The organism is Streptomyces sp. NBC_01190, assembly GCF_045039895.1.
Lineage (GTDB): Bacteria > Actinomycetota > Actinomycetes > Streptomycetales > Streptomycetaceae > Actinacidiphila.
The window spans coordinates 4860572-4874058 of sequence record NZ_CP108580.1; the positions used below are offsets into that span (position 1 = coordinate 4860572).

10 protein-coding genes are annotated in these 13487 nt (G+C 72.4%); 8 read left to right on the top strand and 2 right to left on the bottom strand.

What is annotated here, in order from left to right; all coding sequences use genetic code 11:
- Positions 1-59 precede the first annotated feature (59 nt).
- From OG519_RS20300 to OG519_RS20330, 7 genes are all read left to right on the top strand, one after another.
- A complete protein-coding gene (locus OG519_RS20300) occupies positions 60-770 on the top strand; it encodes a redox-sensing transcriptional repressor Rex (protein ID WP_405585817.1) in 711 nt (236 codons plus the stop codon).
- Complete coding sequence (locus OG519_RS20305; RefSeq protein WP_405585820.1) at positions 767-2122, top strand: glutamyl-tRNA reductase; 1356 nt, start codon at positions 767-769, stop codon at positions 2120-2122. Before OG519_RS20300 ends, OG519_RS20305 begins: the two co-directional genes overlap by 4 nt.
- A complete protein-coding gene (gene hemC, locus OG519_RS20310; RefSeq protein WP_405585823.1) occupies positions 2119-3159 on the top strand; it encodes a hydroxymethylbilane synthase in 1041 nt (346 codons plus the stop codon). Before OG519_RS20305 ends, hemC begins: the two co-directional genes overlap by 4 nt.
- A gap of 44 nt (positions 3160-3203) precedes the next feature.
- On the top strand, positions 3204-4853 hold the full coding sequence (locus tag OG519_RS20315) for a uroporphyrinogen-III synthase (protein WP_405592862.1): 1650 nt from the start codon (positions 3204-3206) through the stop codon (positions 4851-4853).
- 403 nt (positions 4854-5256) lie between these two features.
- Positions 5257-6240, top strand: coding sequence for a porphobilinogen synthase (gene hemB, locus OG519_RS20320; RefSeq protein ID WP_405585826.1), 984 nt, complete (start codon positions 5257-5259; stop codon positions 6238-6240).
- A gap of 93 nt (positions 6241-6333) precedes the next feature.
- Positions 6334-6888, top strand: coding sequence for a L,D-transpeptidase (locus tag OG519_RS20325; protein ID WP_405585829.1), 555 nt, complete (start codon positions 6334-6336; stop codon positions 6886-6888).
- A 184-nt stretch (positions 6889-7072) separates the two neighbouring features.
- Positions 7073-8641, top strand: coding sequence for a hypothetical protein (locus OG519_RS20330; RefSeq protein WP_405585832.1), 1569 nt, complete (start codon positions 7073-7075; stop codon positions 8639-8641).
- 89 nt (positions 8642-8730) lie between these two features.
- On the opposite strand, the gene OG519_RS20335 is transcribed toward OG519_RS20330, so the two are convergent.
- Together OG519_RS20335 and argS are read right to left on the bottom strand one after the other, a co-directional pair.
- Positions 8731-9597: a DUF4253 domain-containing protein gene (locus OG519_RS20335; RefSeq protein WP_405585835.1), complete on the bottom strand. Its 867-nt coding sequence runs from the start codon at positions 9595-9597 to the stop codon at positions 8731-8733.
- 119 nt (positions 9598-9716) lie between these two features.
- Complete coding sequence (gene argS / locus OG519_RS20340) at positions 9717-11489, bottom strand: arginine--tRNA ligase (RefSeq protein ID WP_405585838.1); 1773 nt, start codon at positions 11487-11489, stop codon at positions 9717-9719.
- Positions 11490-11707: 218 nt separating this feature from the next.
- Between argS and lysS the strand changes: the two genes are divergently transcribed.
- Complete coding sequence (gene lysS / locus OG519_RS20345; RefSeq protein WP_405585841.1) at positions 11708-13459, top strand: lysine--tRNA ligase; 1752 nt, start codon at positions 11708-11710, stop codon at positions 13457-13459.
- Positions 13460-13487: the final 28 nt, after the last annotated feature.

Here is a 13487-nt window from a genome sequence, read left to right on the forward strand (position 1 = left end):
CACGGGGCGGCCCCAAGGACCGTGGTCGCCCTCAGCCCAGCTCTACCCGCAGGAGCACCGTGGCAACAGGCCGCTCGCACCGACCGGCGACTCGCAGCCGAGGGATTCCCGAAGCCACCGTCGCCCGACTTCCGCTGTATCTGCGGGCGCTGACGGCGCTCTCCGAGCGTTCGGTGCCCACGGTGTCCTCGGAGGAACTCGCCTCGGCGGCCGGTGTGAACTCGGCCAAACTGCGCAAGGACTTCTCCTACCTCGGCTCCTATGGGACCAGGGGCGTCGGGTACGACGTCGAGTACCTCGTCTACCAGATCAGCCGGGAGCTCGGCCTCACCCAGGACTGGCCGGTCGTCATCGTCGGGATCGGCAACCTGGGCGCGGCGCTCGCCAACTACGGCGGCTTCGCCTCCCGCGGCTTCCGGGTCGCCGCCCTGCTCGACGCCGACGCGGCCCTCGCCGGGAAGCTGGTGGCGGGCCTGCCGGTACGGCACATCGACGAGTTGGAAGCGATCGTGCGGGACAACCAGGTGTCGATCGGGGTGATCGCCACTCCGGCGGGCGCCGCCCAGGAGGTCACCGACCGGCTGGTCACCGCCGGGGTCACCTCCATCCTCAACTTCGCGCCCACCGTGCTGTCGGTGCCTGACGGAGTGGACGTACGCAAGGTCGACCTGTCGATCGAGCTGCAGATCCTCGCCTTCCACGAGCAGCGCAAGGCCGGTGAAGGACGCCAGGACCCGGACGGGGACGTACCCGCCGTGATGCCGGCATGAGTCTCCTCGTCGTCGGTCTCAGCCACCGCACCGCACCGGTCACCGTGCTGGAACGTGCCACGCTCGACGAGGGCGCGCGGGCCAAGCTGCTCCAGGACGCGCTCGCCGCCGAACCGGCCACCGAGGCGGTGGCGCTCGCCACCTGCAACCGCGTCGAGCTCTACGCCGACGTCGACAAGTTCCACGCCGGTGTCGCCGAACTCTCCACCCTGCTCGCCCAGCACAGCGAAGTCGGCCTGGACGAGCTCACCCCGTATCTGTACGTGCACTACGAGGACCGGGCCGTCCACCATCTGCTGTCGGTCGCCTGCGGCCTGGACTCCATGGTGGTCGGCGAGGGCCAGATCCTCGGCCAGATCAAGGACGCGCTCGCTGTCGGCCAGGAGCTGCACACCGCGGGCCGGATGCTCAACGACCTCTTCCAGCAGGCGCTGCGGGTCGGCAAGCGGGCCCACTCCGAGACGGGCATCGACCGGGCCGGACAGTCGCTGGTCACCTTCGGCCTGGCCCAACTCACCCCGGTCACCGGCGAGGTGCGCGGCAAGCGGGCCCTGGTGGTGGGCGCCGGATCGATGTCGTCGCTGGCCGCGGCGACCCTGGCCAGGGCCGGGGTCGCGGACCTCACCATCGCCAACCGGACGGTGGAGCGCGCCGAGCGGCTGGCCCGCACCCTGACGGAACAGGGCACGCCCGCACGGGCGATCCCGATGTCCGAGGTGGCGGCGGCGCTGGCCGACGCGGACCTGGTGGTGTCGTGTACGGGCGCCGCCGGCCTCGTGCTGTCCGCGGACGAGCTGAGCGGCGCGGTCGCCGCGCGGACCACCCGGGCACCGCTCGGCATACTCGACCTGGCGATGCCCCGCGACATAGACGCGGCCGCGAACACCCTCGTAGGGGTGACGCTGGTCGACATAGAAACGCTCGCCGCCGCCGCCGCGGACGCGCCCATGGCGGCCGACGTGGACCAGGTGCGGGGGATCGTCTCCCAGGAGGTCGAGGCGTTCGGCGCGGCCCAGCGGGCGGCCCGGATCACCCCCACCGTGGTGGCGCTGCGGGCGATGGCCGCCGATGTCGTCGCGGGTGAACTCGCCCGGCTCGACGGTAGGCTGCCCGATCTGAACGACAAACAACGCGCGGAGATCACCCAGACCGTACGCCGCGTCGTGGACAAACTCCTGCACGCGCCCACTGTGCGGGTCAAGCAGCTCGCGGGTGAGCCCGGCGGTGCCGGATACGCCGACGCGCTGCGGGAACTCTTCGACCTCGACCCGCTGGCGGTCGCCGCCGTCAGCCGGGCCGACACCCCGGGCTCCGCCCAGGGCACCGCAGAATCGAATCGAGGGCGGGTATGAACACCCCCACCGACCGCGCACCGGACGGTCACGGCCAGGACGCGACGGACTCCGCCGCGGCGAGGAACGGCACCACGGCACCGGGTCAGCGCGCACTGCGCCTCGGCACGCGCCGCAGCAAGCTCGCCATGGCCCAGTCGGGAATGGTCGCGGCCCGCGTGACGGAAATCACCGGGCGGCCCGTGGAGCTGGTCGAGATCACCACCTACGGCGATGTGTCCCGGGAGGACCTGGCGCAGATCGGTGGCACCGGGGTCTTCGTCTCCGCGCTGCGGGACGCCCTGCTCACCGGTGAGATCGACTTCGCCGTGCACAGCCTGAAAGACCTGCCGACCGCCGCGCCGCAAGGGCTGGTGCTCGCCGCGGTCCCGGTCCGGGAGGATCCGCGGGACGCGCTGGTCGCCCGCGACGGACTGACCTTCACCGAGCTGCCGGCCGGCGCGCGGGTCGGCACCGGCTCGCCGCGCCGGATGGCGCAGCTCAACGCGTGGGCACGGTCACACGGTCTGCGGATCGAGACGGTCCCGATCCGTGGCAACGTTGACACCCGCATCGGGTACGTTACTTCCGGCAAGCTCGACGCGGTCGTGCTGGCCGCCGCCGGGCTGAACCGTATCGGCAGGCTCGCCGAGGCGGGCGAGCTGATCGATGCCGACGCAGTACTGCCCGCACCCGGTCAAGGGGCGCTGGCCGTGGAATGCGCCGCCTCCAACCCGGGGTTGGCCGCACAGCTCGCCGATCTTGACGACCCGTTCACCCGGGTCGCCGTGACCGCAGAGCGATCCCTGCTCGCCGCCCTCGAGGCCGGCTGCTCCGCCCCGGTGGGCGCGCTGGCCGACCTTGTGGCCGACGGGCAGAATTCCGAGCTGCGTCTGCGCGGTGTCGTCGGTACCACCGACGGCGCCACGCTGGTGCAGATGTCCATCACCGGTCCCGTACCGGCATCGGACGACGAAGCGCGAGCCCTTGGCCGCGAGCTCGCCGTGCAGATGCTCGCCAAGGGTGCGGCCGGTCTTATGGGGGAGCGCACACCTTGAACCCCGCCGCCGTCGCGACAACGAAATCTGCCGGTCAGGCCGGTCTGCCGGCCACCGCCGGCCCGCCCGCCACCGGCGCCGTCACCGGTCATGTCACCTTCCTCGGCGCCGGGCCCGGCGACCCGGGGCTGCTGACCCTGCGCGCCGTCGAAGCGCTCGCCCGCGCCGATGTGCTGATCGGCGAGCCGCTGGTGCTCGACGTCGTCCGCACCCACTGCCGGGCCGACGTGGGCACGATGCAGCCCGCTCAATCCAACGCGCACGGCGAGGCGTTGAACTCCGCCGCGGATCTCTCCGCCGCTGCCGCACAGCTTGTCATGGCGTCCGCGCGCACCGGCAAGCGGGTGGTACGTGCGGTGGCCGGCGACCCCGGATTCGACTCCGGCGCCGCCGCCGAGATGCTCGCCTGCGCCCACGCCGGCATCCCCTTCGAGGTGGTGCCCGGGGTGGCCGCCGCCTTCGGCGTGCCCGCTTACGCCGGGGTGCCGCTCAGCGGGAACGTACGGTTCGTGGACGCGGCCACCGCCGCGGCCAGGGACTGCTGGAGCGAGGTCGGCGCGAGCGACGCCACCCTCGTCGTCGCCACCACCCTCCAGACGGCCGCCGCCGTCGCCGGCGAACTGGTCGCGGCCGGGCGCAAGCCCGACACCCAGCTCACCGTCACGGTGGCCGGCACCACCACCCGGCAGCGCACCTGGACCGCGACGCTCGGCACGATCGCCGCCGAGCTGAAGGCGACCAAGGCGCTGCCCACCCCCGAGGGGCCGATCGCGGCGATAGCCGTGGTCGGCGAGCCGACCTCGCACCGGCAGCACCTGTCCTGGTTCGAGACGAAGCCGCTCTTCGGGTGGCGGGTCCTGGTCCCGCGCACCAAGGAACAGGCCGCGTCCCTCTCCGACCAACTCCGCTCCTACGGCGCCGTCCCGCACGAGGTGCCGACCATCGCGGTGGAACCGCCGCGCACTCCGCAGCAGATGGAACGGGCCGTCAAGGGCCTGGTCACCGGCCGCTACGAGTGGATCGCCTTCACCTCGGTGAACGCGGTCAAGGCGGTGCGGGAGAAGTTCGAGGAGTACGGTCTTGACGCGCGGGCGTTCGCCGGGATCAAGGTGGCCTCGGTCGGTGAGCAGACCGCGCGGGCGCTGATCGAGTTCGGCGTCAAGCCGGATCTGGTGCCGAGCGGGGAGCAGTCCGCGGCCGGACTGCTGGAGGACTGGCCGCCGTACGATCCGGTCTTCGACCCGATCGACCGGGTGTTCCTGCCGCGGGCCGACATCGCCACCGAGACGCTGGTCGCCGGGCTGGTCGAGCTGGGCTGGGAGGTGGATGACGTGACCGCCTACCGGACGGTCCGGGCGTCGCCCCCGCCGGCCGACACCCGCGAGGCGATCAAGGGCGGCGGCTTCGACGCGGTGCTCTTCACGTCGTCCTCGACGGTACGGAATCTGGTGGGTATCGCCGGAAAGCCGCACAATGTGACGATCATCGCGTGCATTGGGCCGGCCACGGCGAAGACGGCGGAGGAGCATGGGTTGCGGGTGGACGTGATGGCTCCCGAGCCGTCCGCTCTCGCGCTGGCGCAGGCGCTCGCCGACTTCGGCACGGCGCGCCGCGAGGCGGCGGAGGAGGCGGGGGATCCCGTCATCCGCCCCAGCGAACGCCGCCCCGGCGCCCGCCGCCGCACTCGCGTCTAGCCCCACTGGGTTCACCGGACCCGCCGGCCCGGCCCCCTGAGCCCGTCCCCGGCCCACCCGCCGGTGACGGGTTGCCCGCGCAGTTCCCCGCGCCCCTGACGGGGCACCCCACCAGGGGCGCGGGGAACTGCGCGGCGAACCCCCACCGGCGGCTGGCCGGGATGGACACCGCAAGGACCAGAACGTGCCCCGTCAGGGGCGCGGGGAACTGCGCGAGCAACCCCCACCGGCGGCTGGCCGGAATGGTTACCGCGAGGGGCAGCCCGGGCCCCGAGGGGGCGAGACCGCCCGGTCCCCCCGACGCAAAGTCGGAAAAAGCACCGCCCCCACGGGCGTACCGTGGAAAGCCCCCGGGGACCGCCAGGTCCCCACCCCCACCCGCCGAAAGCGAAAGGCCGCGCTCATGACCCGCTATGGCGAGTTCCCCGGCGCCCGCCCCCGCCGCCTCCGCACCACCCCCGCGATGCGCCGCCTCGTCGCTGAGACCCGCCTGCACCCGGCCGAGCTGATCCTGCCGCTGTTCGTGCGCGAGGGCCTCGCCGAGCCCGCCCCCATCTCCGCCATGCCAGGCGTCGTCCAGCACACCCGCGACAGCCTGCGCAAGGCCGTCACCCAGGCCGCCACGGCCGGCGTCGGCGGCGTCATGCTCTACGGCGTGCCCGAGGTGAAGGACGCGGTGGGCAGCCAGGGCACCGAACCCGACGGCATCCTCCAGCTCGCCATCCGCGATGTGATCGCCGAGGTCGGCGACTCCGTCGTCGTCATGTCCGACCTGTGCCTGGACGAGTACACCGACCACGGCCACTGCGGCGTCCTGGACGCCGAGGGCCGGGTCGACAACGACGCCACCTTGGAGCGTTACGCCGAGATGGCCCAGGTCCAGGCCGACGCGGGCGTCCACGTCGTCGGCACCTCGGGGATGATGGACGGCCAGGTCGGCGTCGCCCGTGACGCCCTCGACGAGATAGGCAAGCAGGACGTCGCGATCCTCGCCTACACCGCGAAGTACGCCTCCTCCTTCTACGGCCCCTTCCGCGAAGCGGTGAACTCCTCGCTGAAGGGCGACCGCAAGAGCTACCAGCAGGACCCGGCGAACTTCCGCGAGTCGATGCGCGAACTCGCCCTCGACCTGGAAGAGGGCGCCGACATGGTGATGGTCAAGCCCGCCCTCCCCTACCTCGACGTACTCCGCAAGGTCGCCGACTCGGTGGACGTACCCGTGGCCGCGTACCAGATCTCCGGCGAGTACGCGATGGTCGAGGCCGCCGCGGCGAACGGCTGGATCGACCGGGACCGTTCGATCATGGAGACGCTCACCTCGATCCGCCGCGCGGGTGCGAACATGATCCTCACGTACTGGGCGACAGAGGTCGCCGAGCGCCTGTAGGTTGCGAGGCGGGCGTGCCTCGCACGCGTCGCGCGCCGCTGAACGGTACGGAGTGCGGAAGCTGACGAACATCAGGATGGGGAGGGGGCTGACATGAGCGGCATACCCGCGTGGGCGACGGTGACCGGGCTGACGGGCTCCGCCCTCGCCGTCGTCTCGGTGCTGGCGCTCCAGGCCAGCGGCAGCCCGGCCGGCACCCCGGCCGCCGCGCCCAAGCCCCGCCCCACCGCCACCTCGCGGCCGACCACTCCGCCGCCGCCACCCCCGGTCCCGGCCAACTCCGGCACCGGCAAGCGGATCGTGTACTCGCTCGCGCAGCAACGTGTCTGGGTCGTGCCGCCCGCGGGCAAGCCGGTGTCGACCTTCACGGTCACCCCCGGCCCGGTCCCCGCCAAGCCCGGCAGCCATTACGTCACCGGCCACGTGGCGCAGCCGACCCAACCCGGCGGCGACGGCGCCAAGATCGAGCACGTCGTCTACTTCGAGTACACCGCGGAAACCTGGGTCGCCTTCTCGGCCCGGGTGGACGACAAGGTCCTCAAGCCGCCGCCCTCCGTCCACACCGGCGCCATCCGCGCCCACCGCGCCGACATCGCCAAGATCTTCGACAACACGGTCATCGGCTCCACCGTCGTCGTTCTCCCCTGACCTGACCGGCGCCCTCCGGGACGACGTCCAGGTGGCAGCCCGGTGACGTCCGGGTGGCGTCCGGGTGTCCCGCCGTACAACCAATCCCCGCGTCGCCATGTCTTGTTGAGCACGACGGACGTGGGAGACGGGGGTAGCGGTGGCGGGACGGTCGGGGAGGGCCGCCGGAATACTGGCGGCGCTGGTGCTCGCGACACTGGGGCTGGGCGCGGGGGCGCGGGCGGACGCCGCCGCCGCGGTGACGATCAAGGTGATGGACCTGCCGCGGACGTACTTCGTACCGGTGCACGGCGACCCGGCCTACGTACAGCCGTACTTCGTCGCCCTGGCGTCCGGCGGCACGGACGGCGACGGCGCGGACGAGGTGAATCTGACCGGCGTCAAGGCGACCTTCGATCTCTCCTCGCTCCAGGGCAAGGTCTCCGTCGACGTGCGGGCGTGCACCGCGCACGAGCTGGTCCTCACCTGTGATCTGGGCGACTTCTACCAGCGCACCGAGCTCACCCCGTTCACGCTGACCGCCCTCGCCGGCACACCCGTGGGCGATGCCGGCCCGATCGGGCTCACCGTCACCGCCGGCAACGCGCCGACGGTCTCCGCCACCACCGAGGTGATCGTGGGGCGGCCGAAGCTCACCGTGGGGCCGGACACCTCGACCGAGCTGACGGCCGGCACCGCGAGCGTCACCCCGGAGTTCGGCAACCGCGGTGACCTGCCGGTCACCCAGGGCATCACCCTCTCCGTCTACGGCCAGGGGAACACCACCGCCCGCTACACCAACTGCCGCTACGACCGCACGGACCGGCCGACCCGGGCCGAGTGCGCCTTCGACGAGCCGCTCGCGCCGGGCGACGCGTACCGCACCGACGGGGCCTTCGCGTATACCGCCGACTCGGCGCCGCTCGGCTTCGACGTGTCCTACGGCGTCGCGCCGACCGGCGACGCCCTGCCCTACACCTCGCTGCCCGCCAACGCCCCGCACGGCACGGTGGAGCCGCTCCGGCTCATCGCGATCGACGGCGCCGGGCTGGTGGAGCACGCGAGCTCCCAGCACACGTTTCTCCCGGCCGGCGGCGTGCATGTGGACTACGCGGCGGTGGGCTTCACCATCAAGGGAAAGGTCGGCGACAGCTTCCGGGTGCGGGTGCCCTATCCGACGACCGACAACGGGGCCGGTCTCGGCCTGGTCAAGGGACCGCTGAAGGTGACGATGCCGCCGGGCACGCGCGCGCTCGTCGGCTTCTACCAGGGGGAGGAGGCGTACTGCGTGCCGGGCCGGCAAGGGCGCACCGCCACCTGCCCGTTCGGCCCTGAGCCCTTCGGTACGTACCTACAGCTCCGGATCGACCGGAAGGTGCCCGGCGCGTCCGGCACCATCACCGTGGAGTCCGCGGCCGGCATCGACCGGAACCCGGCGAACGACACGGCGGTGATCAAGCTGGTGGTCACCGGTGGTTCCGGCGGGTCCGGGAGCTCGGCCGGCGGAGGCTCGGGTGCTACCGGCTCGTCCGGCGGCGCCGGGGGTGCCGGAGGCGCGACCGCTTCCGGCGGTACGTCGTCCGGGGCGTCCGGCACCTCGGGTGCGTCCGGCGGTGCCACGACCGGTGCGAGCGGCGGCGCCCCCGGCACCCTGCACGGCGGCCTGGCCGCCACCGGCGAGACGGGCCTCTCCCTGATCGCGGGCGGCGCCGTCCTCGCCCTCGCCTCGGGCACCGCCCTCGTCGTCCGCCGGCGGACCCGCGCCGCCGGCTGACCCAGGAGGCGGTCCCCGCCGTCCTGCGATCGTGCGGCCGCGCCCACCCGAGGGAGAATGCGGCCGCACCGAACCGGCTGGCGGGGCCGTCAGTCCCACCAGAAGTGCCAGGTCCTGGCGTCGACCAGGGCCTGTGCGTACTCCGAGAGGGGCCGGGTGCCCTGGTCGATGGTGTCCGGGCAGAAGGCGTAGTGCTCCACCGCGACGGCCTCCGCCGCCGCCAGGGTGCGGGGCGGCGCGGCGACCGTGACGGTCAGGGTGTCGAAACCGAGGGCGACCAGGCGGATGCCGAAGCGGTCCTCCCAGGAGCGGAGCACGGCGCAGAGGCGGGCCACGTCCTGCTCGTGGTTGACCGGTCCCGACCAGCCGATGGCGGCGGGTATGTCCGCGCTGCGGCGGGCGTGGACGAGGGCGGCGTGCGGACTGCTCAGATCCCCCGACCCGACCAGCTCGGCGGTCGCCTCGGCGGCCAGCTCGTCCGGGTCGGTGTCGCAGACGCCCCCCGGCGCGAGCCCCGCCCACTCCTCGCCGTCGGCGTCCTCCGGTGCTCCCGGTCCCTCCGCCGCGGCGTCAGCGCCGTCGTCCTCGCGCTCGTCGTCTTCGTCGGCCCCGTCATCATCGTCCGTCAGGTCCACCAGAAAGCCGGCCAGCACCTCCTCGGCGTCGTGATCGCCCGGGTACGACATCGAAGCCGGCATCAGCTCCCAGTCGGCCGGACCTTCCGGGGACTTCTCGTCGACCTCGATCAGCACCGGATGCAGCCCGACCGCCCGCGCCGCACGCAGCGCCGCCCAGGTCCCGGCGTCCGCCGGCCCGTCCGCATACCACAACAGGGGTTCATGCCAGGCCCCGTCGGCCGTGGCATCCACCAGCGTCCCGGGCGGCAGCCGCAGCCCAAGCGTGGCACCAGTGGGATCATCCGCCAGGCGGGGAAGAGGATTTGGAAGCATCGCCATGTCCGGGACTCTAGGCGCTCCCACTGACAATCCCGCCCCCACACCCCACACCCCCCACCCTCCCCAACCCCGCGCCGGCCCCCTGAGGACGGCGCGGGTGGTCCAGGACCGGACTCGGGTCAAAGGCGTTCTGGGGTGCGGATGCCGAGGAGGGTGAGGCCCTGCTGGAGGGTGCGGGCGGTGAGGTCGCAGAGGAAGAGGCGGTTTTCCACCTCGGCGGGGCCGCCCTCGGCGGTCAGGACCGGGCACTGCTCGTAGAAGGTGGTGAAGAGGGACGCCAACTGGAAGAGGTAGGACGCGAGCCGGTGCGGCTCGTAGACCGTGGCGACCTCGGCGAGCGCGTCGCCGAAGGCGTCCAGGTGGAGGGCGAGCGCCCGCTCGGCCGGGGCGAGCGGCAGCTCCGGGTGGGCCACCGGGCTCTGCCCGGCCGCCGCCCGGCGGAAGATCGACCGGGTCCGCGCGTACGCGTACTGGATGTACACACTGGTGTCGCCGTTGAGCGAGACCATCCGGTCCAGGTCGAAGACGTAATCCCGGCCGAGCGACGTCGACAGGTCGGCGTACTTCACCGCGCCGATGCCCACCTGTACGCCGTTCTCGGTGATCTCCTCCTCGGACAGGCCGATCTTCTCGCCCTTCTCCCTTACCACCGCGGTGGCGCGGGCGACCGCCTCGTCCAGCAGGTCCTCCAGCCGCACGCTCTCGCCGTCCCGGGTCTTGAACGGCTTGCCGTCCTTGCCCAGCACGGTGCCGAACGGCAGATGCGTCGCGGTCACCTCGTCGGTGAGCCAGCCGGCCCGCCGGGCGGTCTCGAAGACCATCCGGAAGTGCAGCGCCTGCCGCGCGTCCACCACGTAGAGCAGGGTGGACGCGTGCAGCTCGCCGGTCCGGTCGCGGATCGCGGAGAGGTCGGCGGCCGCGTACCCGAAGCCGCCGTCGGCCTTGCGGACGATCAGCGGGACGGGTTCGCCGTCCTTGCCCAGGATGTCGTCGAAGAAGACGCAGAGCGCCCCGTTGGAGACGACCGCGACCCCCGACTTCTCCAGCAGGTCGCAGGTCTCCGCCAGCATGTGGTTGTAGCCCGACTCGCCGACGATGTCCGCGTCCACGATCTCGATGTCGAGCTTGTCGTAGACCGAGTAGAAGTAGACCTTCGACTCGTCCACGATCTGCTGCCACAGCGCGAGCGTCTCCTCCTCGCCGGCCTGGAGGTCCACCACCCGCCGCCGGGCCCGCTCCTTGAACCCCTCGTCGCTGTCGAAGACGACCCGGGACGCCTTGTAGAGCCGGTTGAGCCGGGACATGGACGCCTCTCCGGCGTCCGGCGCGTCCTCGGTGTGGTCCAGCTCGTGCGGGTGCTCGATCAGATACTGCACGAGCATGCCGAACTGGGTGCCCCAGTCGCCGATGTGGTGGCGCGGGATCACCCGCTCGCCGGCGAACCGCAGGATCCTGGCGATGGCGTCGCCGATCACCGAGGACCGCAGATGGCCGACGTGCATCTCCTTGGCCACGTTCGGCTGGGCGTAGTCGATCACCGTGATGCCGGGGTCGGCCTTCGCCGGCACGCCGAGCCGGTCGTCGGCGTGCCGCTTCGCCAGGTTGGTGGTGATGGCCGCGTCGGCGACGGTGATGTTGAGGAAGCCGGGTCCTGAGACCTCGACCTGGGCGATCAGGTCGTCGCCGGGCAGTTCGGCGAGCACCGCGTGCGCGAGCTGCTGCGGATTGGCCTTGGCCCGCTTGGCCAGGCCCAGCACGCCGTTGGCCTGGAAGTCGGCCCGGTCGCTTCGGCGCAGCAGCGGGTCGGCACCTTCGGCCGACGGCACGGCGGCCGTCAGCGCGGTGGAGACACGCTGCTGGAGCGAGGCGGACAGGGAGGGGACCGAGGCCATGGGATGCCGTTTCCGTGTGTGTGCGGGATGGTCGGGGGATGCGTGCGGGACGCGCGGGGGATCAAGGAGGTGCGACTCACGCCAATTATTTCACGGGGCGCCACCGGTTTTCCTTCTGGGAGAATGGGGACACCGGTTTCCCGGCCGGCGGCGGACCGACACAGCCGCAGGAAGAACCGCAGACCCCAGCACCCCAGCACCGCAGGAAGAAGAGGACCGTGGCGCAGAACACCGAGGCCGACTGGGTCTCCCGTTTCGCGGACGACGTGATCGCCGAGTCGGAGCGCCGCGCGGCGGAGAGGAAAACACCGGCCACCGGCGCCCCGGAGATCGTCGTCGCCTCGGGTCTGAGCCCCTCAGGGCCGATCCACCTGGGCAATCTGCGCGAGGTGATGACCCCGCACCTGGTCGCCGACGAGATCCGGCGGCGCGGCCACCGGGTCCGGCATCTGATCTCCTGGGACGACTACGACCGCTACCGCAAGGTGCCGAGCGGCGTCCCCGGCATCGACGCGTCCTGGGCCGAGCACATCGGCAAGCCGCTGACCTCGGTGCCGGCCCCGGTCGGCTCCACCTACCCCAACTGGGCCGAGCACTTCAAGGCCCAGATGACGGACGCGCTCGCCGAGCTGGGTGTGGAGTACGACGGGATCAGCCAGACCGAGCGGTACACCGCGGGCACCTACCGCGAGCAGATCCTGCACGCCATGCGGCACCGCGCGGACATCGACGCGATCCTCGCCCAGTACCGGACCAAGAAGGCGCCCGCCAAGCAGCAGCAGAAGCCGGTGGACGCCGCCGAGCTGGAGGCCGAGGAGGGCTCGGGCGCGGCGGCCGAGGACGACGGCAGCGGCGGCGGCGCCGGCTACTTCCCGTACAAGCCCTACTGCGGTGCGTGCGGCAAGGATCTGACGACCGTCACCGCGTACGACGACGAGACCACCGAGCTGACGTACACCTGCGCCTGCGGGCACGGCGAGACGGTGAAGCTCAGCGAGTTCGACCGCGGCAAGCTGGTGTGGAAGGTCGACTGGCCGATGCGCTGGGCGTACGAAGGGGTGGTCTTCGAGCCGTCCGGCGTCGACCACTCCTCGCCCGGTTCGTCATTCCAGGTCGGCGGGCAGATCGTCGGGCCGATCTTCGGCGGGAAGCAGCCGATCGGGCCGATGTACGCGTTCGTCGGCATCTCCGGCATGGCGAAGATGTCCTCCTCCAAGGGCGGTGTGCCGACCCCGGGGGACGCGCTGAAGATCATGGAGCCGCAGCTCATCCGCTGGCTCTACGCCCGCAGGCGCCCCAACCAGTCCTTCAAGATCGCCTTCGACCAGGAGATCCAGCGGCTCTACGACGAGTGGGACGCGCTGACCCGCAAGGTCGATGACGGCTCGGCGCTGCCGGGGGACCTCGCCGCCTACCGCAGGGCGATCGGCACCGCCGCCGGTGAGCTGCCGAGGACCCCGCGCCCGCTGCCGTACCGCACGCTGGCCTCGGTGGCCGACATCACGGCCGGCGCGCAGGCGCAGACCCTGCGGATCCTCTCCGAGCTCGACCCCGGGCACCCGCTCACCTCGCTGGACGAGGCCCGGCCCCGGCTGGACCGCGCGGTGAGCTGGATCAGCACCCAGGTGCCGGCCGAACAGCGCACGGTGGTGCGGGCCGTCCCCGACGCCGAGCGGCTCGCGTCCCTGGCCGACGAGGACCGCGGCGCGATCAAGCTGCTGCTCGACGGGCTGGACTCCCACTGGTCGCTGGACGGCCTGACCACCCTCGTCTACGCGGTCCCGAAGGTACGGGCCGGCCTCGCCCAGGACGCCAAGCCGACGCCCGAACTCAAGGTGGCCCAGCGGACGTTCTTCGCCCTGCTCTACGAACTGCTGGTCGGCCGCGACACCGGCCCGCGGCTGCCGACGCTGCTGCTCGCGGTGGGCCAGCCGCGGGTGCGGGAACTGCTCGGCGGCAGCGCCGGATAGCCCGGGGCGCCGTACCGCGCGCACGACG